Genomic DNA, 23,725 nt, shown 5'->3' with positions numbered 1-23,725 from the left:
CACCATGCCCAAGCAAGCCGTGATCCCCGCCGGTACCGGTACCCCCATCGCCCCCTTCGTGCCTGGCAGCCTGGCCGATGGGGTGCTCTATGTCTCCGGCACTCTGCCGTTCGATGCCCAGAACAACGTGGTCCACGTCGGCGACGCCGCGGCCCAGGCACGCCATGTGCTCACCACCATCCAGGGCGTGGTGGAGGCGGCCGGCGGCACCATGGCCGACGTCACCTTCAACATGATCATGCTCACCGACTGGGCGAACTACGCCGCCATCAATGCGGTGTACGCCGAATTCTTTCCCGGCGAGAAGCCGGCGCGCTACTGCATCCAGTGCGGCCTGGTGAAGCCCGACGCCCTGATCGAGATCGCCAGCATCGCCCATGTCGGCTAGGCCGCGCTCCGTCTAGCCCCTCTCCCTCTGGGAGAGAGCTGGGGTGAGGGCCGCCTCAACCACCCAACCTTCAAGGACCGCCCATGCACTTCGAACTCCATGGCCGCCAGGATCCGGCGGCCGAGACCCTGCTGCTCAGCTCCGGGCTGGGCGGCGCCGGGGCCTTCTGGGCGCCGCAGCTGGCGACCCTCGGCGAAAGATTCCGGGTGGTGGTCTATGACCAGACCGGCACCGGCAAGAGCCCGGCCGAGTTGCCGGCGGACTACCGCATCCAGCATATGGCCGAGGACCTGCTGGCGCTGGCTGATCGCCTGGAACTCGACCGCTGTCTGTTCATGGGCCATGCGCTGGGTGGCCTGGTGGGCCTGCAGGCCAACCTGCTGCGCCCGGGCCTGATCCGCCGCCAGGTGCTGGTCAATGCCTGGAGCCGGCCCAATCCGCACACCGGGCGCTGCTTCGCCCTGCGTCAACGGCTGCTGCGCGACAGCGGCGCCGCGGCCTATGTCCAGGCCCAGGCGATCTTTCTCTATCCGGCCACCTGGATCGCCGAACACGGCGAGCGCCTGGCCGCCGACGAGGCCCATGCCCTGGCGCACTTCCCCGGTGAGGCCAATGTCCTGCGGCGCATCGGCGCCCTGCTGGCTTTCGACGTGGACGCCGAACTGGCGCGGATCGAGGTGCCGACCCTGGTGCTGGCCAACCGCGACGATGTGCTGGTGCCCTGGACCTCGTCCCAGCGCCTGGCCACGGGCCTGCCCCAGGCCAGCTTCGAATTGCTGGAGTGGGGCGGCCATGCCTCCAGCGTCACCGACCCCGCCACTTTCGACCGGGTGGTGCTCGACTATCTCAGCCAATCTTCCGAGGAATAGCGCCATGTCCGTTGCCCATGCCTTGCCGCCTGCCACGACGCCCGCCGCCCCGGTCGAACGCGACCTCTTCCGTGGGGCCATGGCGCGCCTGGGCGCCGCGGTCAATCTGGTCACCACCGATGGTCCGGCCGGCCCGGCCGGCTTTACCGCCACCGCCGTATGCAGCGTCAGCGACAGCCCGGCGACCCTGCTGGTCTGCCTCAACCGCGGCGCCTCGGTGCATCCGGCCTTCAGCGCCAACGGCGTGCTCTGCGTCAACGTCCTGGCCGCCGGCCAGCAGGCGCTGGCCAACCTCTTCGGCGGCAAGACCGCCATGGCCGAACGTTTCGCCGCGGCGCGCTGGACCCGCCTCGCCACCGGTGCGCCGGTGCTGGACGGCGCCCTGGTGGCCTGCGATTGCCGCATCGCCGGGGTGCAGTCGGTGGGCAGCCACGACCTGTTGCTCTGCGAGGTGCTGGGGGTGGCCGAGCCGGGTGGCGAAGGCGGACTGCTGTACTTCGACCGGCGTTATCACGAGCTGGCCTAGCGGGGGCTGTCGGGCTTCGACGAGGGAGCCGTCTCAACCCAACCCATGACCGCCGTAGGTTGGGTTGAGCGCAGCGAAGCCCAACACCGCCACGCCGATCCGACACCCCAAAGCCTTCCCTGTCAGCCCTGACCGCATCCCCAGGCGCCACCCCGGTGCACGCTGACCGTTCGAGGTGCAGCGCACCAGCAGCGGATCCTGACTTTCTCCCTCAACCCGCTGTTTTGATTGGCTTTTATAGTTTTTACCAAATGGTCCAAAGATGGCACAACGGTTGCAATTTCCCTGCTGCCGTCCTGCCCGGTGAACGTGCGTCGCGCTGTCTCCTTCCGTCCCACTCGTGAGGTCCGTCATGTCGCTGTCCAGTGTTCCCATCATCGATCTGGCCCCCTATTTCGCAGGCTCGACCGCCGGCAAGCAGGCGGTGGCCAAGGCCGTCGACCAGGCCTGCCGCGACATCGGCTTTCTGGTCATCACCCACCATCAGGTGCCCGACGAATTGGTCGAGCGCGTTTCGCGCCTGTCGCGGGCCTTCTTCGACCTGCCGCTGGCCGAGAAACGCAAGGCCGATCGACCGCGCCCGGATCAGGTACGCGGCTACAGCGCAGTGGCCGAGGAAAGTCTGTCCTACAGCCTGGAGGAGGCGGCGCCGGGGGATCTCAAGGAATCCTTTTCCATCGGGCCGCTGGATGTCCCGGAGACGGCCTACTACCGCGGTCCCGAAGCCGGGCCGCACTTCGCGCCCAATGTCTGGCCCGCGGCCATTCCCGGCTTTCGCCAGGCCTATGCAGAGTATTTCGCCGCCATGAGCGATCTGGCGCGCACCCTGATGCGGCTCTTCGCCCTGGGGCTGGACTTGCCGGAGACCTACTTCGACAGCCGCATCGATCGCCACATCAGCATGTTCCGCACCCTCTGCTATCCCCACCAGAAGCAGGCGGCGCTGCCTGGCCAGCTGCGCGCCGGTGCCCATACCGACTACGGCAGCCTGACCATCGTCCGTCCCGACGACGCCCCCGGTGGCCTGCAGGTGCGCAATGCCGACGGCGAGTGGGTGGACGTGCCCAAGGTGCCGGGCAGCTTCGTGGTCAACATCGGCGACCTGATGATGCAGTGGACCAACGACCGCTGGGTCTCGACCCTGCACCGGGTGGTGAATCCACCGGCGGATGCCGGTTGCGACACCCGCCGCCAGTCCCTGGTGTTCTTCCACCAGCCCAACTACGACACCCTCATCGAATGCCTGCCCGGTTGCGCCACGCCCGGCACGCCGCCGCGCCATGCGCCCATCACCTCGGGCGACCACCTGAGATCCAAGTTCGTCAAGCAGACCACCTTTGGCGGTACCCAGACCGGCGTGCGGGTGGCCTGATGCCGAGTCTTTCCTACGTCAACGTCTTCGCCCAGGACGTGGTGGCCCTGAGCGGCTTCTACCAGCGGGTGTTCGGCTTCCCGGAGATCGAGGCGATCCGCTCGCCGATCTTTCGCGGCCTGGACACCGGCAAGACCGCCATCGGCTTCAATGCGCCGGAAGCCTATGAACTGCTGGGGCTGGGCGAATTCGCCGGCAGTGAAGGCTGCCGCTTCCTGCTCAACCTGGAGGTGGACAGCCGCGCCGAGGTGGACCGGCTGGTGCCGGTGGCCGAGGCCGCTGGCGCCCGGCTGCTGAAGGCGCCCTACGAAACCTACTACCACTGGTACCAGGCGGTGCTGCTGGACCCGGAAGGCAACGTGTTCCGTATCAACCACATGTTGTAGACAAGACTAAGGACGAGACGATGCTGAGCAGATGGCTGGGAAGAGTGGCGTGCGTGCTGGCGCTGGTAGGGCTGGGCAGCGTGGCACGGGCGGACGACGAGGGCTTCACCCTCAAGGGCGAGCCGAAGATCGCCATGCTGTATTTCACCGCCAAGAACGACGGCGGCTGGACCCAGGCCATGGACGAGGCGCGGGTCAAGATCGAGAAGGAACTGGGCCTGAAGATCCAGTTCGTGGAAAACGTGCCGGAGACCGCCTCGGCCATCCGCCCGGCGGCCGAGCGCTTCATCAAGCGCGGCGCCAACATCGTCATCGGTACCGCCTTCGGCTATTCCGACACCTTCAAGCAACTGGCCGACCAGTATCCCGAGGTGGCCTTCCTCAACGCCTCGGGCACCACCAACGGGCGCAACCTGGAATCCTTCTACGGTCGTACCTACGAGAGCCAGTACCTCTGCGGCATGGCCGCGGGCGCGGCCTCCAAGACCGGCAAGCTGGGCTTCGTCGCTGCCAATCCTTTCGGCGTGGTGAACTGGACCATCAACGCCTACGAGCTAGGCGCCCGGCAGATGAATCCCAACGCCACCCTCACGGTGATCTATACCGGCAGCTGGAACGATCCGGTCAAGGAGCGCGCCGCGGCGGCCGCCCTGATCGACCAGGGCGCCGACGTCATCGGCCAGCACGTGGACACCCCCACGCCGCAGATCGTCGCCCAGGAGCGCGGCGTGTATGGTACCGGCCACCACCGCGACATGCGCCAGTTCGCGCCCAAGGCCACCCTCTGTTCCTCGGTGTGGGTCTGGGATCGCTTCCTGGTGCCCGAGCTCAAGCGCGTGATCGCCGGCCACTGGAAACCCGCGCCCAACGGTGCCCTGGTGTCCATGGCCGACGGCGGCACCGACATCGCCGGCTTCGGCGATGCCGTGCCCAAGGCGGCCCAGGAGAAGATCCTGGCCGAGCGCGAGGCCCTGCTCAAGGGCAAGCAGATCTACGCCGGTCCCCTGAATGATCGCGACGGCAAGGAGCGCGTCCCCGCCGGCCAGGTGCTGTCCGACCCGGCGCTGTGGCAGATGGACTGGTTCGTCCAGGGCGTGACGACGCAGAAGTAGCGGTTCACCTCTGGGTGCCGGGTCTCTCGAGGCCCGGCACCGGAGCTGATGCCTGAGTAGGGTGGAAAACCGCGCAGCGTTTTCCACGGAGGCGATCCCTGGATAAAGGCCGACCAGCATGAAAAGACACAACGCCCTGCAACTGCGCGGCGTCGGCAAGACCTTCGATGGCTTCCAGGCGCTGCAGCAGGCGGATTTCCTGGTGCGCTGGGGCGAGGTGCATGCGCTGCTCGGCGAGAACGGCGCGGGCAAGTCGACGCTGATGAACATCGCCGCCGGCCTCTATGCGCCGGAGACCGGTGAGCTCCTGGTGGACGACAACCTGGTGCGGCTACGCGGTCCGGCGGACGCCGCCCGCTTGCACATCGGCATGGTCCACCAGCACTTCAAGCTGGTGCGACCCTTCAGTGTGGCGGAGAACGTCCTGCTCGGCCTGCCGGCGGGGGAGGGTAGCCATCGCCGGCGCCTGGCCGAGATCAGCGAGCGTATTCGCCAGCAGGCCGCCGCCCTGGGCTTCGCCATCCGCCCGGAGCAGCGGGTGGCGGAGCTGTCCATCGCCGAGCAGCAGCGGGTGGAAATCCTCAAGGTGCTACTGGCCGGGGCGCGCATCCTCATCCTCGACGAACCCACCGCGGTGCTTACCGATGGCGAAGGCGAGCGGCTGTTGCAGACCCTGCGCGCCCTGGCGGCGGAGGGCGCGGCGGTGGTGCTGGTGACCCATCGCATGCAGGACGCCCTGACCTACGCCGACCGCCTCACGGTGATGCGCGGCGGTCGCACCCTGCGCAGCCTGGACCCCGCCGAGGTGTCGGTGGACGAACTGGTACGCCTTACCGTGGGGGACGCCCAGCCGCTGGCCGATACCCCGCGCCGTGCTGCCGGGGCACCGCTGCTCAGGGTGCGCGGCCTGCGCACCCCGGAACGCGGCGGGCGGCGCGCCCTGGATGGCATCGATCTGGAACTGCGCGCTGGCGAGATCTATGGCATCGCCGGCGTCGGCGGCAACGGCCAGGGTGAACTGGCCGATGTGCTGATGGGACTGCCGCAGCCCTACGAAGGCGAGGTGCGGCTGGAGGGCTTCGGCGACCTGGCCGCGGCTGCCAGCGCCCGCCGCCGCGACCTGCGCATCGCCGCCATTCCCGCCGACCGCTATGGCAGTGCCCTGGCCGGCTCCCTGTCGGTGGCCGACAACTTCGCCATCGGTGCGGTGCACAGCGGTCGCTTCGGTGGTTTCGCCCGCCTGGATAGACGCGCCCAGGAAGCGGCGACCCAGGCGGCGGTCACGCAATTCGATGTTCAGGGCGTGCGCTCGGTGCGGCAGAAGGCGGCGCTGCTCTCCGGCGGCAACGCCCAGAAGCTGGTGATCGCCCGGGAGTTCGGCCGCGAACCGCGGCTGGTGCTGGCCCACAGCCCCAGCCGTGGCCTCGACGTGCGTGCCGGTGCCGAGGTGCAGGCACGGCTGCTGGCTGCCCGCGAGGCCGGCGCCGCGGTGTTGTTGATCAGCGAAGACCTGGACGAGGTGCTGGCCCTCGCTGATCGCATCGGGGTGATGAGCGCCGGACGCCTCGTCGCCGAATTCCAGCGACCCGCCGATCGCCAGGCGATCGGCCATGCCATGGTGAATCATGCTTGAACCCCTGAGTGCTCCGCTTTCCCCGGTCGATGGCCCGCGACCACGGCAACCGCTGTTCAGCCGGCGCTACACCCTGGAGATCCGCCAGCAGCTGGCCTGGCCCTGGCAGGCGCTGATCCTCGGCCTGGCGCTGCTCTTGGGCCTGGGCCTGTCGGCTGCGATCCTGGTCCTGGCCGGGGTGCCGGCCGGCGAGTTGCTCAACGAATTCGTGGTCGCCACCCTGTTCGATGCCCAGAGTCTGCAGGCCACCCTGTTCCAGGCCGCGCCGGTGATCCTGGTCGGCCTGGCCGGCTGCCTGGCCTTTCGCGCGCGCTTCTGGAACCTGGGCCTGGAAGGCCAGATGATCTGGGGGGCCATCGGCGCCACGGCGGTGTCGCTGTTCGAGATCGGTCCGGAGGCCCTGCGCCTGCCGCTGATGCTGGTGGCGGCGCTGCTCGGCGGTCTGCTCTGGGCACTGGCGCCCTTGCTGCTCAAGCTGCGCCTGGGGGTGAACGAGATCATCGCCTCGCTGATGCTCAACTACATCGCCGCCAACTTCCTGCTGCACCTGGTGTTCGGTCCCTGGAAGGACCCGCGCGACGCCTTTCCCTATTCGCCGCTGTTCCGCCCCTTCGAGCGGCTGCCGGAGTTGCTGCCCGGGCTGAGCCTGGCGGTGCCCCTGGCGCTCTTGGTGGCGGTGCTGGCCTGGTGGTTCGTGGCCCTGAGCCGGGCCGGGCTCTACCTGAGATTCGTCGACGCCAATCCGCGGGTGGCCGGCGCCGTGGGGGTGCCGGTGCGCACCACCATCCTCGCCACGGTGCTGGCCTCCGGCGCCCTGGCCGGGCTGGCCGGCTTCGTGGTGGCGGCCGGGCAGGAGGGGCGGCTGACCCAGTCCTTCTACCAGGGCTATGGCTTCTCCGGGATCCTCATCGCCTTCCTAGCGCGCAACAACCCCCTGGCCGCCGCCGTGGTGGCCTTCCTGGTGGCGACCCTGTTCGTCGCAGGGCGCAATCTGCAGGTGTTCTACCAGATCCCCTTCGCCATGGTGCAGCTGATCCAGGCGCTGATCGTCATCTGCGTGGCGTCCTCGGATTTCTTCATCCGCCATCGGCTCAGACGCAGCCAGGGAGGTGCCGCTTGAACCTGCTCGCCAGCTGGCTGGGTAACGTCCCCGACTTCGCCATACCCTACGCCCTGGCGGCGCTGGGGCTGATCCTCACGGAAAGATCCGGGGTGCTGGCCCTGCATGCCGAGGGCCTGATGCTGGTCGGCGCCCTGTTCGGCATCGGCGCGCAACTGGCCCTGGGCAATGCCGGCCTGGCGCTGCTGGCGGCCATGGGCGCGGCGGCGCTGGTCTCGCTGCTGTTCGCGGTCATGGTGATCTGGCTGCGCATCAACCAGGTGATCGCCGGCCTGACCCTGGTGTTCTTCTGCCAGGGCCTCACCGGCCTGCTCGGTACCCTCTGGGGCTGGACCAACCAGCCGGTGGCCGGCCTGCCGGCGCTGGCGCTCTGGCCGCTGTCGGAGCTGCCGCTGGTGGGGCGTCTATTCCAGCAGAACCTGCTGGTCTACCTGACTCCGTTGATCTTTCTCGCCGTCATCGCCTGGCTCGAACGCACCACCCCCGGCCTGCGCCTGCGGGCGGTGGGCGAGAATCCCCAGGCGGCCGATGCCGCCGGTCTCTCGGTGGCCGGCTATCGACTGCTGGCGATCCTCGCCGGCGCGGCGCTGGTGGGTCTCGCCGGCGGCTATATCGCCGTGCTCAGCACCAAGCTGTGGATCGCCGAGATGACCGGCGGCCGTGGCTGGATCGCCGTAGCCCTGGTGATCTTCGCCCGCTGGTCGCCCTGGCGCGCCCTGGCCGGGGCGCTGCTGTTCGGCTGCATCGAGGCGCTGATTCCCCAGCTGGCCGCCGCCGGGGTGCGGCTGTCGCAATACTTCATCCTGATGGCGCCCTATGCCGTCACCCTGGGCGTGATGATCTGGGTCGCCCTGGCCGGGCGTGACCGCCTGAGCCAACCCGGCGCCCTGGGCGAAGCCTATGTCCGCGAGGAGCGTCGATGAACCTGCGTGCTTTCGTCTATGAGGAACCCCGGCTGCTGGCGCGGACGGACTTCGCCGACTACCTGGACCCGAGCACCACGGCGGTGCTGTCCATCGATCTGCACCGCGGCCACCTGGACGCCTCGCCGGATTGCCCCTGCCCGGCGCCCCGCGCCCGCGATCTGGTGGCGCCGGTGGATGCCTTCCACCGCCAGGCCCGCGCCCTGGGCGTGCGCATCGTCCATGTGAAGTCGGTACTGCGCGCCAATGGCGCCGATGACCTGGGCGGCATTCCCGCGGCCTGGCGACGGACCTTTCCGCTGCACGTCGGGCCGATTCCCAATGCCGACGCCCATGCCCTGGAAGGCTCGCCTTGGACCGAGTTGCTCACCGAGGTGCTGCCCGAGGATCTGCGGGTGGAAAACAAGCGGCGGCTGTCGGCCTTCTATCCCACCGACCTGGACTTCCTGCTGCGCAACCAGCGCATCACCACCGTGGTGCTGGATGGCGGCTTCACCGACTGCTGCGTGCTCAACACCGCCTTCGATGCCAGCAACCGCACCTATCGCGTCATCGTCCTGCGCGACCTGGTACGAGGGACCAATGAAAGCCTGGAGCGAGCGGCGCTGAGCATGGTCTCCCTGCATCTGGGGCTGGTGATGGAATCCCAGGATCTGCTCTCGGCCTGGGGTGATGGCAGCGACTCCTGATCGCGGTCCGTTGGGCTTCGACGATGGAGCCGTCTCAACCCAACCTGCGTCGGGGGCGCCGTAGGTTGGCTTGAGCATCCAACACCTCAGGGCACCCGCGGCGACACCATGAAGGCGCGGAAGCGCTCCTTGAGATTGCCGGGCCGCGCGCCCTGCCAGAGCAACTGCCAGCCCGGCGGTACCGCCACGGCTTCGTGCCATTCGTCCTGTACCACCAGCACCTGGCAGGGCGCCTGACGCAGCGCGGTCAGCTCCAATGGTGGGTAGCCGCCGTAGACGTGCAGCATGGAACGCTCCGACTCGCCCAGGCCGTAGCTGGCCACGCAATCCGTCCGTGGCAGCACCCGCTGCAACTCGGTGAAGGGCCGGGCATAGCTGTTGCCCAGGTCGACCCAGGGCAGCCAGAGGCTGTTGGCCAGACTCCAGCTCACGGTGAGGCCGACGAACCAGAGACTGCCGGGTGCCAGGCGTCTGTGCAGTCCTAGTGCCAGGCCCCAGCCGAGCAACGCCAGCGCGGCGAGGGTCCAGGCCAGCAGGCCGACCGGCAGTCGTTCAGCGAGCGGCAGATGGTCCCGGACCAGCGCTGGCCAGGGCAGCGGCCAGCCCAGCGCCAGGCCGAAACCGCCCAAGGTCAGCAAGACGATGATCGGCGTCCAGAAGGCCAGGCCGAGGGTGCGCCCGAGGGCGGCGAGCGCGGGCGGAGGCTGCAGCCGCGCCGCCAGCAGCGCCAGGGCCGGAAACAGCGGCAGCAGATAGAGGCTGCGGAACACCGCCGACTTGAGCAGGACCGCCAGGCAGACGATGGCATAGAGCACCACCGTGGCCAGTCCCGGATGCCGACCCAGGCGCTTCAGCGGGCTGCCGCCGCGGCGATACAGCTGCCAGAGCGTGGCGCCCAGCAGGATCAGCCCGGTGGGAAAGGACAGCGCCAGCAAATCCGCCAGGCTGGAGGCCAGGCCATCGGTATCGCTGTTGCGCGCCTCCAGGCCGAAGAAGCGGCCGATGTTGTTGGTCCACAGCCAGGTATGGAACAGCTCCGGCGACCGGTGCCAGAGCAGCGCCGGCCAGACCAGCAGCCAGGGCAGGGCGGCCAGGCTGGCGGCGAGCAGCCAGTGCCGTCCTTCCGGCTCGACCAGCCGCCGCGGCCAGCAGAGCGCACAAAGCAGTCCGGTGAGGCCCAGCACCCCGGGGACCAGCAGGCCCTTGCTCATGAAGGCGATGCCCAGGCCGCTGCCAAACAGTAGGCCACGGCGCCAGGGATGGCGGTTGTCGTGCAGCTGCGCGGCCAGCCCGGCAAGGCCCAGGGTGGCGCCGGCCAGCTGGGGCACGTCGGCGATCAGCAGATGACTGTGCTGCACCACCCCGAGCATGCCCAGCAGGGCGAGCACGGCCTCGCGCCGGCGGCCGGGCAGCAGCCGCTCGGTCAGCCAGGCGAGGGCGGCCAGGGTCACCAGCATCCAGCCCAGCACCGCCAGCCGCGCGCCGTCGGGCGCACTCAGCCAGGGCGTGGCCAGTCGCGCGGTCAAGGCGCCGGTCCAGTACATCAGCGGCGGCTTTTCCATGAAGGGCGCGGTGCCGACTCGGGGCACCAGCCAGTCCGGGGTGGTGAGGAAATTCCACACCATGCCGAAGGAATAGGGTTCGTCGGCCTTCCACAGACCACGACCGAACAGGCCGGCGAGCAGGTAGGCGGCCAGGCAGCCGAGCAGCAAGGCCCGCTCCAGCTGTGCGGCTCTGGGGGAGGCGGTGGAAGAGGAGGGGAGCACGGCAGGGACTCTTGGCGGAATCCTGCCGGTATACGGGAGTTGGCTTAGAGGGGGCTTAAGGGGGTAGCGGGGGGCGATCGCGGCCTTGGGCCGCTCCTACAGGCTTGGGTTGGGCCTGTAGGAGCGGCCCATGGCCGCGATGGCTGGTATTGGTGCCAGGGCTGGTTATCGAGCGCTTTGAAGGTTTTTGTTTCGCCCACCCGGGCGACTCACTTTTTTCAGTCGCGGCTGCGCGCCCCGCAAAAAAGTAAGCAAAAACGCTTACCCCGGGCATCCGGCCCTCCGCTTCGCTTCGGGTGCGCTCACGCCAGCGCCGTTCCGGGGTCGGTCCAGATGGGCCGTCCATGGCCCACTGGACCTCTCGCCGCATCCATGCGGCTCGACCCACTCCACGACACTGGCGTTCGCCCTCCTGAACGGGGCGATTCGCTAGCCTGATGCCTTGGGTGCAAACCGGTAGGGTGGACAACGGCGCAGCCTTGTCCACGCGATAGGCCTTACTCCCTCAGTGGAAAACGCTGCGCGGTTTTCCACGCTACGAATCGCTCTGACTTTGCCTGTAAACACCGTAGTCTCAGGCTGGCCTCCCGTCCCCGTCAGTGAGGCCGAGTGCAGGTGTTGCGGAGGGAGGTGCGAGGCAGGACACCCCTTCGTGCCGTGCCCCTAGAGCGCCGCCGGAGCGAAGGGCCGAACGTGAGGCATGCGTTTTTGCATACTTTTGTCCGGGGCGCGCAGCCGCGACTGGCAAAAGTGACTCGCCCGAGGGGGCGAAACAAAAGCCATCCGAGCACTCGATAAGCAAATAGGGCACTGATAAGCCAAGACATCACGGCAGACTCCGTGTTGGGCTTCGCTCCGCTCAACCCAACCTACGAATCCGTCTGCCAAGCCTCAGGCCAGGTGCTGCAACCGCTCCACCAACAGCGCATGCAACTTCGGATCACCGCAGGCGAGGATGGCGCCGCCCTGCTGGGCATCGCCGCCGTCCCAGGCGGTCATGCGGCCGCCGGCGCCTTCGATGATGGGGATCAGCGCCTGGACGTCGTAGGGCTGCAGGCCCGCCTCGATGATGACGTCGACGAAGCCCGAGGCCAGCATGCAGTAGGCGTAGCAGTCGCCGCCGAAGCGGGCCAGCTGCACCTCGGCGGCCACGGCGTCGAAGGCCGCCAGGCGCTCGGGGGTGTCGAAGATGTCGCGGCTGGTGCACATCAGCCGGGCCTGGGCCAGGCTGGCGCAGGGGCGGGTGCGCAGGGCCGCGCCGTTGCGCCAGGCGCCGGCCGGGGTGCCCAGGTAGCGTTCGCCGGTGAAAGGCTGGTTCATCACCCCGATCACCGGGCGGCTGCCGTCGTTGAGCGCCACCAGGGTGCCCCACAGCGGCAGGCCGGTGATGAAGGCGCGGGTGCCGTCGATGGGGTCGAGCACCCAGCTCAGGGGACTGCTGCCGGCGACGTTTTCCTCTTCTTCACCGAGGATGCCGTGATCCGGGTGCTCGGCCTGGATGAGTTCGCGCATGACTCGTTCGGCGGCCTTGTCGGCGATGGTCACCGGATCGTAGCGACGCCCGGCGACGGCCGCGTCGCCCTTGTCGTCCACCGCCAGCTGGGCGCGGAAGTAGGGCTGGATGGCCACGGCGGCGGCATCGGCCAGGCGCTCGGCGAAGCGTTCGTAGTAGGAAATCTCGGCAGCGGTCAGGCTCATGCTCATTTCACCAGGCGGGCGTCGAGGCTGTTCTGCGCCAGGCGCCGGGCCTGTTCCTGGGTCATGCCCAGGCCTTCGTGCAGGGCCATGAAGTTCTCGGTGACGTAGCCGCCGAAGTAGGCCGGGTCATCCGAGTTGACGGTGACCTTGAGGCCGCGGTCGAGCATCTTGAGGATGGTGTGCTGGCTCATGTCGTCGAACACGCAGAGCTTGGTGTTGGACAGCGGGCAGACGGTGAGCGGGATCTGCTGGTCGACCAGGCGAGCCATCAGGCGCTCGTCCTCGAAGGCGCGCACGCCGTGGTCGATCCGCACCACGCCGAGCTGGTCGAGGGCTTCCCAGATGTACTCCGGCGGACCTTCCTCGCCGGCGTGGGCGACGGCCGGAAAGCCTTCGGCGCGGGCACGGGCGAAGACGCGCTTGAACTTGCTCGGCGGATGCCCCTTTTCCGAGCTGTCCAGGCCGACGGCGACGAAGTGGTCGCGGAACGGCAGCGCCTGGTCCAGGGTGGCCTGGGCGGCGTCTTCGGACAGGTGCCGCAGAAAGCTCAGGATCAGCCCGCTGGTCACGCCCAGCTGCTTCTCACCGTCGCTCAGCGCCTGGGTGATGCCGCGCACCACCACCTCGAAGGGAATGCCGCGATCGGTGTGGGTCTGAGGATCGAAGAAGGGTTCGGTGTGGATGACGTTCTGTTCCTTGCACTTGAGCAGATAGGCCCAGGTCAGGTCGTAGAAGTCCTGCTCGGTGCGCAGCACGTCGGCACCGGCGTAATAGAGGTCGAGGAATTCCTGCAGATTGCCGAAGTTGTAGGCGGCGCGCAGGGCTTCGACATCACCCCAGGGCAGGGCGACGCCATGGCGCTCGGCCAGCTTGAACAGCAACTCGGGCTCCAGGGTGCCTTCCAGGTGCAGGTGCAGTTCGGCCTTGGGCAGGGCGTTGAGCCAGTCGTACATGGGATCCTCGGGATAGCTTGAATCAGGAAAAGATGGACGATTGTCGCACGCTTTGCCCGGTTTTCCGCAGCCGTCCGGGTTCCCGCCGACCGATGTACGGTGGCTTCGTCGGTCAGAAATTCCCAGCATTCCACGCTTTGGGCCAGCAAAAGGCCATAACGCCTGCATCGGGTCTGGATCTGACTACAATCGGGACGCATGGCTCCAAACACCACGCGTGAGGTATCCGTGCAGACCGTTCAGGATCATGTTGGCGGCAAGAACAACAATCTCAATCTGATTCGCATGATCGCGGCGCTCGCCGTGGTCTTCAGCCACAGCTTCGCCATCTCCAGTGGCACCCCCACGGCGGAGCCCGGACGCGAGAGCCTGGGCATGACCCTGGGCGACATCGCGGTCGACATCTTCTTCATCACCAGCGGTTTCCTGGTCACCAAGAGCCTGCTCAGCCGGGCCGACATCATCGACTTCGTCTGGGGTCGCGCCCTGCGCGTGGTACCTGGGCTGCTGGTGATGCTGGTGCTGACGGTGCTCGGCCTCGGCGCCTGGCTGACCCGGGCGCCCCTGCAGGATTATCTGAGCGATCCCCAGACCTGGTTCTATCTGTTCAAGAACACCGGCCTGATCGCCGGCGCCGAGTTCGACCTGCCCGGGCTGTTCGAGGGCAATCCGCTGCAGGCCATCGTCAATGGCTCGCTGTGGACGCTGCCCTTCGAGGTAGGCATGTACGGCGCGCTGGCGCTGCTCTGGTTGGCCGTGCTCTGGCTGCGCCTGGACAGCCGCCACTTCCAGCGCGCCATCCTGCTGTTCGCCGTGGGCGCCGCCCTGTTCAAGCTGTTCGCCCACTACTTCTTCGCCAGCGAATCCCATCTGCTGCGGCTGTTCCAGATGTTCTTTCTCGGTGGCGCCTTCTATGTGCTGCGCGCCTACATCCCGCTGTCGCGCGCGCTCTTCGCCGCCGCCGTGGCGCTGCTGGCGGTGGCCACGCCCGACCGTGACAGCTTCTTTCTGGTCTATAACCTGGTGCTGGGCTACGTACTGCTCTATCTCGCCTTCGTGCCGGCCGGGCGCATCCGCGCCTTCAACGAGGTGGGCGACTATTCCTATGGCCTCTACATCTACTCCTTTCCGGTGCAGCAGACCCTGGCGGCGGTGATCCCCGGCATCGAGGCCTGGACCATGGTGATCCTTTCCATCGGCATCACCCTCCCGCTGGCGGTGGTGTCCTGGTACCTGGTCGAGCGTCACGCCCTGGGCTATCGCCAGGTCTGCGCCACCGGCACCAAGGCGGTGTGGAAGCGTCTGGCGCCACGCGCCCGGGTCGGCTGAGGGGCCGCCGCGCGGGCGATCAGGGCAGGGGCGTATCGCGGTGCGAGCGTTTTGCCGTCTATGGCGGTCGTAACAAGGCATTGCTCAACCAAGGACGCCTTTTCCATGCTCGCCGCCCTCAAAGACGAAACCCTGCTGCTGGTCGCCATCGGTGCCACGGTGCTGGCCTATGTGTTCGAACACGCGCTGCTCGGCGGTGGCCAGACCCTGGCGCTGGTCGCCGCCGGCGGCCTGATCGCCGCCATCATCTGCGCGGCCATGCGCGTCGCCCACCACGCCGAATTGCTGGCGGAAAAGGTCGGCGATCCCTACGGCACCATGATCCTGACCCTTTCCGCCGTGCTGGTGGAGGTGATCATCCTGGCGATCATGATGAGCCACGACCACTCGCCGACCCTGGCCCGCGACACCATCTACGCCGCGGTGATGCTGGACATGAACGGCATCATCGGCCTCGCGGCGCTGCTCGGCGGCCTCAAGCACGGCGAGCAGCCCTACAACGACGATTCCAGCCGCAGCTACGGCGTGATGATCATGACCGCGGTGAGCATCTCCATGCTGGTGCCGGAGTTCATCCCCACGGCCCAGTGGCACGTCTATTCCTTCTTCACCATCGGCGCCATGGCGCTGCTCTATGCGCTGTTCCTGCGCATGCAGACCGGTCCACACAGCTACTTCTTCAGCTACAGCTACCCAGAGAAGAAGCGCAAGCGCCCGGCCGTGGAAGGGCAGGGCGAGGCAGGCGGCCATGGCGAGAGCAGCTCGGCGCTGTCCATCGGCCTCTTGATCGTCGGCATCGTCGCCACCGGGGCCCTGGCCGAGGTGATGTCCAAGTCGCTGGATACCGGTCTGGAAGGCCTGGCCGTGCCGGCCCTGGTGCCTGCCCTGGTGGTGGCGGTGATCTCCGCCAGTCCCGAGATCCTCACGGCCCTGCGCGCGGCCATGGCCAATCGCATGCAGTCGGTGATCAACATCGCCCTGGGCGCCAGCCTGTCCACCGTCATCCTCACCGTACCGGTGGTGGAGGCCATCGCCCTGTTCAATGGCCAGCCCATCCAGATGGCCATGACCCCGGTGCAGACGGTGATGATGGCCGTGACCCTGATCGTCGCCGCCATCAACCTCAACGACGGCGAGACCAACGCCATCGAGGGCATGACCCACTTCGTGCTGTTCGGCACCTTCATCATGCTGACCATCCTCGGTCTCTAGGGACGCGCCATGATCGACAGCGAGGTCATCAGCAACTACGGCTACGGCGCCGCCGTGCTGGGCGCCCTGATCGAGGGCGATGGCGTGGCCATCCTGGCCGGCATCGCCGCCCGCCACGGCTATCTGCTGTTTCCGCTCACGGCGGTCTGCGTGGCCCTGGGCGGCTTCATCGGTGACCAGACGCTGTTCTTTCTGGGGCGTCGCTACGGCGATCGCATCCTCGGTCGCTTCAAGCGCCAGCAGGCACGCATCGACTGGCTGCGCAGCCGCATCCATCGCCACGAGGCGCTGTGGATCATCGGCATCCGCTTCGCCTACGGCTTCCGCCTGATCGGCCCGCTGCTGATCGGCGCCAGCGGCGTACGCCCACGGCGCTTCCTGTTCTACAACATCATCGGCGCGTTGCTCTGGGGCTTCGTCATGACCGGCATCGGCTATGCGGTGGGCGAGATCCTGCGCGACTTCTTCGCCGAGCATCATGTGTCGAAGCGGTGGTTCTTCGCAGCGGCGATCTGCGTGGCGGTGCTGTTCATCGGCGCCCGCGCCATCCTGCGGCGGCGGGAGGGGGTGTAGGGGAGGGCGGCTGTGTGGGTTTGGTTGAGCGCAGGCGAAGCCCAAGGCTTTGGGTTTGAGCTGTTGTACTGGCTTATTATCGTGGTTTGCTGATGGTTGCTGTTTCGCCCACCCGGGCGAGTCACTTTTTTCAAACGCCAAAAAAGTAACCAAAAACGCTTGTCCCCACGTTTCGGCCCTTCGCTGCGCTCCGGGTCCCCGCGCTCCGGCGCCGCTCCGGGGGCACGGCACGAAGGGGCCTCCTGCCCCTCGCGCCTTGCTCGGCGTCCTGCCTCGCATCCCCCTGCGCAACGCCTGCACTCGGCCTCACTGACGGGGACGGGACGCAAGCCTGATACTTGGGTGTTCACAGGTTGTAGCGTGGAAAACCGCGCAGCGTTTTCCACTGAGGGAGTAACGCTTAACGCGTGGACAAGGCTGCGCCGTTGTCCACCCTACCGGTTTGCACCCAAAGCATCAGGCACGTGAATCGCCCCGTTCAGGAGGGCGAACGCCAGTGTCGTGGAGTGGGTCGAGCCGCATGGATGCGGCGAGAGGCCTAACGGGCCATGGACGGCCCGTGTAGGCCGACCCCGGAGCGGCGCTGGCGTGAGCGGACCCGGAGCGCAGCGGAGGGCCGGATGTCCGGGGCAAGCGTTTTTGGTTACTTTTGCCGGGATTGGCAAAAGTGACTCGCCCGGGTGGGCGAAATCAAAACCGTCAACGCACTCGATAAGCAGCCAAGGCACCGACAAAGCCAAGCCTGTAGCACCGTAGCGTTGGGCTTCGCTTGCGCTCAACCCAACCTACCGCCAACCCCTTGTCCAATGAAAAAGGCGCCCTGAGGCGCCTTCTTCAAACCAAACCAACCGCGAGTCAGACCTTGACGATCCAACCCTCCGGCGCCGGCTTGTCGCCGGTCTGGATGCCGGTCAGTTCTTCGTACAGCTTGCGCGTCACCGGGCCGACTTCGGTCAGGCTGTGGAAGACGTGCAGCTTCTCGCCGTACTGGATGCCGCCGATGGGGGTGATGACCGCCGCGGTGCCGCAGGCGCCGGCTTCGACGAACTGGTCGAGCTGGTCGATATGGACGTCGCCCTCGACCACTTCCAGGTTCAGCCGCTCGCGCGCCAGGTCCATCAGCGACATGCGGGTCACGCCCGGCAGCACCGACTCGGAGCGCGGGGTGACGAACTTGCCGTCGCCGGTGATGGCGAAGAAGTTAGCCGAGCCGACTTCCTCGATCTTGCGATGGGTCAGGGGGTCCAGGTAGATGCAGTCGGCGAAGCCTTCGGCCTTGGCCTGGGCGCCGGGCATCAGGCTGGCGGCGTAGTTGCCACCGACCTTGGCGGCGCCGGTGCCCTGGGGCGCGGCCCGGTCGTAGCTGGAGATGACGAAGTTGTGCGGGGTCATGCCGCCCTTGAAGTAGGCGCCGACCGGGATGCCGAACACCACGAAGTGGAATTCGGGGGCGGTGCGTACGCCGATGTTGTCACCCACGCCGATGACGAAGGGGCGCAGGTAGAAGGCGCCACCGGTGCCGTACGGCGGGATCCAGGCCTCGTTGGCCTTGACCACCTGCTGGCAGGCGTCGATGAACATCTCGGTGGGGACCGGCGGCATCAGCAGGCGGGCGCAGCTCTTGTGCATGCGCGCGGCGTTGCGGTCGGGGCGGAACAGGTTGATGGAGCCGTCCTGGCAGCGATAGGCCTTGAGGCCTTCGAAGCACTGCTGGCCGTAGTGGATGGCCGTGGAGCCTTCGCTGATGTGCAGCTGGTTGTCGCGAGTCAGCTCGCCGGGTCCCCAGCTGCCGTTGCGATAGGTGGCGATATAGCGGAAGTCGGTCTTGATGTAGTCGAAACCGAGGGTCTTCCAATCGATGTCCGCAGCGCTCATAGATCCTCGCAGTGCTCTCCGGCGGCTTGGCCGGTCGTTTCGTGGTCGGGCCGTACGCCTCGCCGGCGACGGTTCAAGGGGGTGGACGAGGCGGGCTCGTCGCTAGACTGTGAAAGATACCGCTTATCCGGACCGGCGGGGGCACCTTTCAGCCAATCGGGTCTCCAAAGTCTGAAGCTGGCCCTTTGCCGCCTCGGCCTGCTGCCTCAGGCTAGACGCCGGGGTCATCACCAGGAGCTCGTTTTGAAAACAATGATGGCGTTGCTGGGTGCCTTGACCCTGCCAACGCTCACGGCGCAGGCCGCCGGTATCTTCACCGATGGATTCGACACGGCGCTCAATCGCCGGGTCATCGAATGGCGGGGCGCGCCTTCGCCGGAAGGCATCGTCTTCAGCGTGATCGCCAGCCAGTTCAAGACCAGTGCCGGCAATGCCACCACCGATTTTCGCACCCAGCTGTCCACCTTTGGCGACAAGGTGCGCTTCCATGGCTGCAGCGCCAGTCGCTGGGAGATGAACAACCAGATCTATCTGCCGCTCAAGGGCCAGTACCGCATGGCCGGGCTGGACGAGCGCTATGGCGAATACTTCGTCGCCCAGCCCACCCGCCAGGACCTGGAGTGGGTGGCCATGAACACCCGCGTTCACTATCGCCTCTGCCGCCTGCGCGAGATCCTGTCCGCCGAGGACCTGCAGGGCCTGCGCTGGGTGTTGCAGGCGGCGGAGGCCGACTAGCCCGGACTAGTCGAAGCGGGTGATGACGGTCACCCCGGTGCCTTCGAACCTGTCCATGTGCATCAGCGCCGCGCCGGATTCGGCCAGGCTGATCTCGCGGCCGATCAGTTTCTCCGGCGCCAGGGTGCCCTGGCGCAGCATGGCCATCAGCACGTCGTAGCGATGGGCCTGCATGCCGTGGCTGCCGAGGATCTCCAGTTCCCGGGCGATCACCAGGTTCATCGGCAGCGCCGGGGTCGCCTGGTCACCCAGCAGCAGTCCGACCTGGACGTGCTTGCCGCGCTTGCGCAGGCAGGCGATGGAATTGCAGCAGGTGATGGGATGGCCGAGGGCATCGAGGGAGAGGTGCGCACCGCCGCCGGTCAGTTCTTGCACCGCCTCGGGCACGCTGGCCACCTGGGTGGCATCGATCGTCGCCACCGCGCCGAGGCGACGCGCCAGGGCCAGCTTGTCGGCGGTGATGTCGATGGCCACCACCTGGGCGCCCAGGGCGCGGGCGATCATGATCGCCGAGAGGCCGACGCCACCGCAGCCGTGCACCGCGACCCACTGGCCGGCGCTGACCCGGCCCTGATCGACCACCGCGCGAAAGGCCGTCACGAAACGGCAGCCCAGGCTGGCCGCGGTGGCGAAGTCCAGTTGCTCGGGCAGGGCGACCAGATTGAGATCGGCCTGGTGGATGCCGACGTACTGGGCGAAGGATCCCCAGTGAGTGAAGCCGGGCTGGAACTGGTGATCGCAGACCTGCTGGTGGCCGGCATGGCACTGCGGACAGGCGCCGCAGCCACCGACGAAGGGCACCGTCACCCGGTCGCCGACGCGCCAGAGGGTCACGTCCCTGCCCACCGCCTCGACCACGCCGGCCAGTTCGTGGCCCGGCACATGGGGCAATTCGATGTCGCTGTCATGGCCGACCCAGCCGTGCCAGTCACTGCGGCAGACGCCGGTGGCCATGACCCTGAGCACCACGCCATGGGCTTCGGGAGTGGGGTCCGGCACCGTGCACAGGCGGGGTGGCGCGGAAAAGGCTTCGTAGACGACGGCTTTCATGGCGGGACCTCGGGCGGGATGACGACTCCAGTATGGCAAGTCGCGCAGCGTTAGCCTGTCTGCCAGCCGGTACCTTGCCGCTCGGCTAGCCCGCCAGCGCCTGCAGGCCCTGCCAGGTGGCCGGTGCCTCCCCGGCCAGCGCCTGCACCAGGGCGGCCTTGAGTCGGCAATCGGGCAGGGCGCGATGGGTTTCCTGGACCACGACGCCCTGCTGGCGGGCGGCCATGGCCAGGGACTTGCGGCGCCAGCCATCCTGGCTGCGGCTGTCCAGACTCGGCTCCTGCCAGAAGTGCGCATAGAGCTGCATCAGGCAGTGCAGGCGGGTGCCATCCACCAGTTGCACCGGCGGCGTCTCGCGCTCCAGTTCCGGCGGCAGGGCCTGGCCGTGGAGGCGGGCATTGTGCGCCAGCAGGCGATAGTCGAAGGCCATGCCATAGGCCAGCACGGTGCGGCCCCGCAGCAGCGGCCAGAGGGTGGCGAACACCTCGGGAAAGCGCGGCGCCTGGGCCAGGTGGGCGTCGGTCAGGCCGTGGATCAGGGTCGCCTCGCGCGGTACGGCGATGCCTGGGCGGACCAGGGTATCGAGCAGCACCCGGCCACTGAGGGTCATGACCGCCACCTCGATCAGCTGGGCATCCTCGCCCAGGCCGGTCGCCTCGGTATCCAGCACCAGGACGTCCTGTTCCAGCCAGCGACGCGCCTGCTCGCGCACGCGCGCTTGCTGGGCGTTGTAGCGGGGTGCGGCAGCGGTGGGAAACGACGACGACAACGGATTCATGACACGGCCTGACAACTGAAAGCTAGGGTGCGCCCAGGCGCCGAACAGTCGGCTCTACGACGGGTGTGGGCATTCGATGCAAGATCATCGCCACAGGACACAGGCTATTCGGCGGGGGCGACGAGCGGACCACCGGGCGCGCCGAGGTCGCCTGTATCGGCTGGCCTTGCGAGAATGGGTCTTTCATCCATGTCGAGGAGCGCCACCGCTTTGGCCGCCGTCCAGGGTTTCTTGCTGACACGCCTCTGGCGCGAGACTTCCACCGGGATGGAGCTGGTGTTCTGGTTCGCCACCGACAGCGGTCCGCACCAGCTGCGGGTGCCGGGGCAACAGGCGGTGGCCTTTGCCCCGGCCGCACGACGGGCGGACATAGAGCGCCTGCTGCCGGCCGGGGTGGAGATCCGCGAGCTGGCGCTGCAGGACTTCCAGCGGCGCCCCGTCCTGGGGCTCTATGCGCCGCGCTATCGCACCCTACGCGAACTGGAGCAGCGCCTCCCCGCCGCCGGCATCGACGTCTACGAGACGGATATCGCCCCGGCGGATCGCTTTCTCATGGAGCGCTTCATCACCGCGCCGGTGACGCTGCCCACCGCCGACGGCGCGCCCTTGCGGCCGGATCCCGACTACCGCCCCACGCTGCGCACCCTGTCGCTGGATATCGAGACCAGCGAGCGCGGCGAGCTCTACAGCATCGGCCTGCACGGCTGCGGCCAGCGCCAGGTGTACATGCTCGGCCCGCCTACCGGGGAAGATGCCGCGGTGGACTTCGACCTGGAATATGTCGCCGACCGCGCCACCCTGCTCGAACGCCTCAATGCCTGGATGGCGCGTCATGATCCCGACGTCATCATCGGCTGGAACGTGCTGCAATTCGACATCCGCGTGCTCCACGAGCACGCGCGCAAACTGGGCGTGACCCTGCACCTGGGCCGCGGCGCCGTCGAGGACGATCGCTACGAACCCGGCGGCCAGGGCCGGCCCTTCCACGCCCTACTGGCCGGGCGGCCGATCATCGATGGGGTGGAGGCGCTCAAGTCGGCGACCTGGGTGTTTCCCTCCTACAGCCTGGAGAACGTCAGCCGCACCCTGCTGGGCGAGGGCAAGGCCATCGACAATCCCCACGACCGCATGGCCTCGATCAATCGCATGTTCGCCGGCGAGAAGAGCGCCCTGGCGCGCTACAACCTGGTGGACGGCGAGCTGGTCACCCGCATCTTCGAGAAGACCGGCCTGCTGCGCTTCCTGCTGGAGCGGGCCAGCGTCACCGGCTTGCCGCTGGAGCGGCATGGCGCCTCCATCGCCGCCTTCTACCACCTCTATCTGCCGCTGATGCACCGCCAGGGTTTCGTCGCGCCCAATCTCGGCGCCCAGCCGCCCGAGGCCAGCCCGGGCGGCTTCGTCATGGATTCGCGGCCCGGGCTCTACGACTCGGTGCTGGTGCTGGATTACAAGAGTCTCTATCCCTCGCTGATCCGCACCTTTCTCATCGATCCGGTGGGCCTGGTGGAGGGCCTGGCGCTGCCCGAGGCGGAGACGGTACCGGGCTTTCGCGGCGCGCGCTTCCATCGCACCCGGCACTGCCTGCCGGAGATGGTGGCGCGGGTCTGGGAGGGGCGCGATGCGGCCAAGCGCGCCGGCAATGCGCCCCTGGCCCAGGCGCTGAAGATCATCATGAACAGCTTCTATGGCGTGCTGGGCACCCCGCACTGCCGCTTCTTCGATCACCGCCTGGCCTCGTCCATCACCCTGCGCGGTCATGCGGTGATGCACCAGACCCGCGAGCTGATCGAGGCGCGTGGCCATCGGGTGATCTATGGCGACACCGATTCCACCTTCGTCTGGCTCGGCCGCGCTCACCAAGAGGCCGAGGCCGAGCGCATCGGTCGCGACCTGGTGGCGGCGGTCAACGCCTACTGGCGCGCGCAGCTGCAGACCGAGCTGGGGCTGGAAAGCCACCTGGAGCTGCAATACGAGACCCACTTCAGCCGCTTTCTCATGCCCACCATCCGCGGCGCGGAGGAGGGCAGCAAGAAAAGATACGCCGGGCTGCGACCCGGGACGGACGGTCAGCCGGAACTGGTGTTCAAGGGCCTGGAGACGGTACGCAGTGACTGGTCGCCGCTGGCCCAGCGCTTCCAGCGCGAGCTCTACCTGCGCATCTTCACCGGCGAGCCCCATGAGGACTATGTGCGCGACTTCGTCGCCCGTACCCGCGCCGGCGACTTCGACGACCTGCTGGTCTATCGCAAGCGCCTGCGCCGGCCGCTGGAGGAATACCAGAGCAACCTCTCGCCGCAGGTCCGCGCGGCGCGCCTGCTGGAGGCGGAAGGCGCCCGCCTGGGACGCCGCAGCCGCTTTCGCCGTGGCGGCTGGATCAGCTACCTGATCACCACCGCCGGCGCCGAACCGGTCGAGTTGCCCCATGCGCCGCCGGACTACGACCACTACGTGCAGCGCCAGCTGGCCCCTGTGGCCGACGCCATCCTGCCCTTCGTCGGCGACCGCTTCGACCGGCTGTTGGATCAGCAGATGGGGTTGTTCTAGGGGGGCTGGAGTGATGTTGCCGCGTAGGGCGGATAACGGCGCAACTCATCCACGCGTAGTTTCCGGTGTGGCCACTCGCGTAGCCTGGAACACCCTCCCTCACCCCAGCCCTCTTTCGCAGGCGGGAGAGGGGGCGGATCGGCGTGGGTGGTGGGTCCTGCGTAGGGTGGATGACGGCGCAGCCTCATCCACGC

General features: G+C 67.8%; 21 protein-coding genes. 15 read left to right on the top strand and 6 right to left on the bottom strand.

Annotated elements, in window-relative coordinates; translation table 11 throughout:
• The first annotated feature begins 4 nt into the window (after nucleotides 1-4).
• From rutC to QKY98_RS01165, 10 genes are all read left to right on the top strand, one after another.
• Nucleotides 5-388: a pyrimidine utilization protein C gene (gene rutC / locus QKY98_RS01210; RefSeq protein WP_027600052.1), complete on the top strand. Its 384-nt coding sequence runs from the start codon at nucleotides 5-7 to the stop codon at nucleotides 386-388.
• Nucleotides 389-471: 83 nt separating this feature from the next.
• Nucleotides 472-1,257 (top strand): pyrimidine utilization protein D, encoded by a 786-nt coding sequence (gene rutD, locus QKY98_RS01205; protein WP_284670208.1) that lies wholly within the window; start codon nucleotides 472-474, stop codon nucleotides 1,255-1,257.
• Nucleotides 1,258-1,261: 4 nt separating this feature from the next.
• The gene (locus QKY98_RS01200) at nucleotides 1,262-1,783 is read left to right on the top strand and encodes a flavin reductase (protein WP_042138494.1); all 522 of its coding nucleotides are present in this window, start codon (nucleotides 1,262-1,264) and stop codon (nucleotides 1,781-1,783) included.
• A 352-nt stretch (nucleotides 1,784-2,135) separates the two neighbouring features.
• Complete coding sequence (locus QKY98_RS01195) at nucleotides 2,136-3,155, top strand: isopenicillin N synthase family dioxygenase (protein ID WP_284670207.1); 1,020 nt, start codon at nucleotides 2,136-2,138, stop codon at nucleotides 3,153-3,155.
• Nucleotides 3,155-3,541 carry a VOC family protein gene (locus tag QKY98_RS01190; protein ID WP_027600056.1) on the top strand — a complete coding sequence of 129 codons (387 nt, stop codon included), beginning with the start codon at nucleotides 3,155-3,157 and terminating at the stop codon, nucleotides 3,539-3,541. The genes QKY98_RS01195 and QKY98_RS01190 overlap by 1 nt, the downstream gene beginning before the upstream one ends.
• A gap of 20 nt (nucleotides 3,542-3,561) precedes the next feature.
• Complete coding sequence (locus QKY98_RS01185) at nucleotides 3,562-4,653, top strand: BMP family ABC transporter substrate-binding protein (RefSeq protein WP_108582418.1); 1,092 nt, start codon at nucleotides 3,562-3,564, stop codon at nucleotides 4,651-4,653.
• Between the two features lie 118 nt (nucleotides 4,654-4,771).
• Nucleotides 4,772-6,286 (top strand): ABC transporter ATP-binding protein, encoded by a 1,515-nt coding sequence (locus tag QKY98_RS01180; protein ID WP_108582419.1) that lies wholly within the window; start codon nucleotides 4,772-4,774, stop codon nucleotides 6,284-6,286.
• Nucleotides 6,279-7,406, top strand: coding sequence for an ABC transporter permease (locus QKY98_RS01175; RefSeq protein WP_027600938.1), 1,128 nt, complete (start codon nucleotides 6,279-6,281; stop codon nucleotides 7,404-7,406). Before QKY98_RS01180 ends, QKY98_RS01175 begins: the two co-directional genes overlap by 8 nt.
• Complete coding sequence (locus QKY98_RS01170; RefSeq protein WP_027600937.1) at nucleotides 7,403-8,329, top strand: ABC transporter permease; 927 nt, start codon at nucleotides 7,403-7,405, stop codon at nucleotides 8,327-8,329. Before QKY98_RS01175 ends, QKY98_RS01170 begins: the two co-directional genes overlap by 4 nt.
• Entirely contained in the window at nucleotides 8,326-9,018 is a 693-nt protein-coding gene (locus QKY98_RS01165) for a cysteine hydrolase family protein (RefSeq protein WP_284670206.1), read from the top strand. Before QKY98_RS01170 ends, QKY98_RS01165 begins: the two co-directional genes overlap by 4 nt.
• A gap of 86 nt (nucleotides 9,019-9,104) precedes the next feature.
• On the opposite strand, the gene QKY98_RS01160 is transcribed toward QKY98_RS01165, so the two are convergent.
• The 3 genes from QKY98_RS01160 to QKY98_RS01150 all read right to left on the bottom strand — a co-directional run bounded on the left by QKY98_RS01160 (nucleotide 9,105) and on the right by QKY98_RS01150 (nucleotide 13,435).
• Nucleotides 9,105-10,784, bottom strand: coding sequence for an ArnT family glycosyltransferase (locus tag QKY98_RS01160; RefSeq protein ID WP_284670205.1), 1,680 nt, complete (start codon nucleotides 10,782-10,784; stop codon nucleotides 9,105-9,107).
• Between the two features lie 891 nt (nucleotides 10,785-11,675).
• Nucleotides 11,676-12,482 (bottom strand): histidinol-phosphatase, encoded by an 807-nt coding sequence (gene hisN, locus QKY98_RS01155; protein WP_284670204.1) that lies wholly within the window; start codon nucleotides 12,480-12,482, stop codon nucleotides 11,676-11,678.
• A gap of 2 nt (nucleotides 12,483-12,484) precedes the next feature.
• Nucleotides 12,485-13,435, bottom strand: coding sequence for an adenosine deaminase (locus QKY98_RS01150; RefSeq protein ID WP_145249925.1), 951 nt, complete (start codon nucleotides 13,433-13,435; stop codon nucleotides 12,485-12,487).
• Between the two features lie 228 nt (nucleotides 13,436-13,663).
• On the opposite strand from QKY98_RS01150, the gene QKY98_RS01145 reads away from it, so the two are divergent.
• The 3 genes from QKY98_RS01145 to QKY98_RS01135 all read left to right on the top strand — a co-directional run bounded on the left by QKY98_RS01145 (nucleotide 13,664) and on the right by QKY98_RS01135 (nucleotide 16,549).
• The gene (locus QKY98_RS01145; protein WP_256204019.1) at nucleotides 13,664-14,764 is read left to right on the top strand and encodes an acyltransferase family protein; all 1,101 of its coding nucleotides are present in this window, start codon (nucleotides 13,664-13,666) and stop codon (nucleotides 14,762-14,764) included.
• 105 nt (nucleotides 14,765-14,869) lie between these two features.
• The gene (locus QKY98_RS01140) at nucleotides 14,870-15,976 is read left to right on the top strand and encodes a calcium:cation antiporter (protein WP_027600066.1); all 1,107 of its coding nucleotides are present in this window, start codon (nucleotides 14,870-14,872) and stop codon (nucleotides 15,974-15,976) included.
• A gap of 9 nt (nucleotides 15,977-15,985) precedes the next feature.
• Nucleotides 15,986-16,549, top strand: a complete 564-nt coding sequence (locus tag QKY98_RS01135; RefSeq protein WP_284670203.1) for a DedA family protein — start codon at nucleotides 15,986-15,988, stop codon at nucleotides 16,547-16,549.
• Between the two features lie 855 nt (nucleotides 16,550-17,404).
• Here the strand turns inward: QKY98_RS01135 and QKY98_RS01130 are convergent.
• Nucleotides 17,405-18,424, bottom strand: coding sequence for a branched-chain amino acid aminotransferase (locus QKY98_RS01130; RefSeq protein ID WP_027600068.1), 1,020 nt, complete (start codon nucleotides 18,422-18,424; stop codon nucleotides 17,405-17,407).
• A gap of 243 nt (nucleotides 18,425-18,667) precedes the next feature.
• Here QKY98_RS01130 and QKY98_RS01125 point away from each other — a divergent pair, with 243 nt between their 5' ends.
• A complete protein-coding gene (locus QKY98_RS01125) occupies nucleotides 18,668-19,159 on the top strand; it encodes a hypothetical protein (RefSeq protein WP_284670202.1) in 492 nt (163 codons plus the stop codon).
• A 6-nt stretch (nucleotides 19,160-19,165) separates the two neighbouring features.
• Here the strand turns inward: QKY98_RS01125 and QKY98_RS01120 are convergent, their stop codons facing one another.
• Together QKY98_RS01120 and QKY98_RS01115 are read right to left on the bottom strand one after the other, a co-directional pair.
• Nucleotides 19,166-20,209, bottom strand: coding sequence for a zinc-dependent alcohol dehydrogenase family protein (locus tag QKY98_RS01120; protein ID WP_284670201.1), 1,044 nt, complete (start codon nucleotides 20,207-20,209; stop codon nucleotides 19,166-19,168).
• 85 nt (nucleotides 20,210-20,294) lie between these two features.
• The gene (locus QKY98_RS01115; RefSeq protein ID WP_027600071.1) at nucleotides 20,295-20,987 is read right to left on the bottom strand and encodes a 3'-5' exonuclease; all 693 of its coding nucleotides are present in this window, start codon (nucleotides 20,985-20,987) and stop codon (nucleotides 20,295-20,297) included.
• 210 nt (nucleotides 20,988-21,197) lie between these two features.
• Here QKY98_RS01115 and QKY98_RS01110 point away from each other — a divergent pair, with 210 nt between their 5' ends.
• Nucleotides 21,198-23,531 (top strand): DNA polymerase II, encoded by a 2,334-nt coding sequence (locus QKY98_RS01110; protein ID WP_284670200.1) that lies wholly within the window; start codon nucleotides 21,198-21,200, stop codon nucleotides 23,529-23,531.
• Nucleotides 23,532-23,725 lie beyond the last annotated feature (194 nt).

Origin of the sequence: Pseudomonas sp. HR1 (assembly GCF_030175875.1) — a bacterium.
Lineage (GTDB): Bacteria > Pseudomonadota > Gammaproteobacteria > Pseudomonadales > Pseudomonadaceae > Chryseomonas > Chryseomonas oryzihabitans.
The sequence above is the reverse complement of the archived record's forward strand: the minus strand, read 5'-3'. Positions and strand labels throughout refer to the sequence as shown.

Coding starts and splice junctions, on each gene's coding strand:
- rutC (WP_027600052.1), top strand. CDS start 5: ATGCCCAAGCAAGCCGTGATCCCCGCCGGTACCGGTACCCCCATCGCC.
- rutD (WP_284670208.1), top strand. CDS start 472: ATGCACTTCGAACTCCATGGCCGCCAGGATCCGGCGGCCGAGACCCTG.
- QKY98_RS01200 (WP_042138494.1), top strand. CDS start 1,262: ATGTCCGTTGCCCATGCCTTGCCGCCTGCCACGACGCCCGCCGCCCCG.
- QKY98_RS01195 (WP_284670207.1), top strand. CDS start 2,136: ATGTCGCTGTCCAGTGTTCCCATCATCGATCTGGCCCCCTATTTCGCA.
- QKY98_RS01190 (WP_027600056.1), top strand. CDS start 3,155: ATGCCGAGTCTTTCCTACGTCAACGTCTTCGCCCAGGACGTGGTGGCC.
- QKY98_RS01185 (WP_108582418.1), top strand. CDS start 3,562: ATGCTGAGCAGATGGCTGGGAAGAGTGGCGTGCGTGCTGGCGCTGGTA.
- QKY98_RS01180 (WP_108582419.1), top strand. CDS start 4,772: ATGAAAAGACACAACGCCCTGCAACTGCGCGGCGTCGGCAAGACCTTC.
- QKY98_RS01175 (WP_027600938.1), top strand. CDS start 6,279: ATGCTTGAACCCCTGAGTGCTCCGCTTTCCCCGGTCGATGGCCCGCGA.
- QKY98_RS01165 (WP_284670206.1), top strand. CDS start 8,326: ATGAACCTGCGTGCTTTCGTCTATGAGGAACCCCGGCTGCTGGCGCGG.
- hisN (WP_284670204.1), bottom strand. CDS start 12,482: ATGAGCCTGACCGCTGCCGAGATTTCCTACTACGAACGCTTCGCCGAG.
- QKY98_RS01150 (WP_145249925.1), bottom strand. CDS start 13,435: ATGTACGACTGGCTCAACGCCCTGCCCAAGGCCGAACTGCACCTGCAC.
- QKY98_RS01140 (WP_027600066.1), top strand. CDS start 14,870: ATGCTCGCCGCCCTCAAAGACGAAACCCTGCTGCTGGTCGCCATCGGT.
- QKY98_RS01135 (WP_284670203.1), top strand. CDS start 15,986: ATGATCGACAGCGAGGTCATCAGCAACTACGGCTACGGCGCCGCCGTG.
- QKY98_RS01130 (WP_027600068.1), bottom strand. CDS start 18,424: ATGAGCGCTGCGGACATCGATTGGAAGACCCTCGGTTTCGACTACATC.
- QKY98_RS01120 (WP_284670201.1), bottom strand. CDS start 20,209: ATGAAAGCCGTCGTCTACGAAGCCTTTTCCGCGCCACCCCGCCTGTGC.
- QKY98_RS01115 (WP_027600071.1), bottom strand. CDS start 20,987: ATGAATCCGTTGTCGTCGTCGTTTCCCACCGCTGCCGCACCCCGCTAC.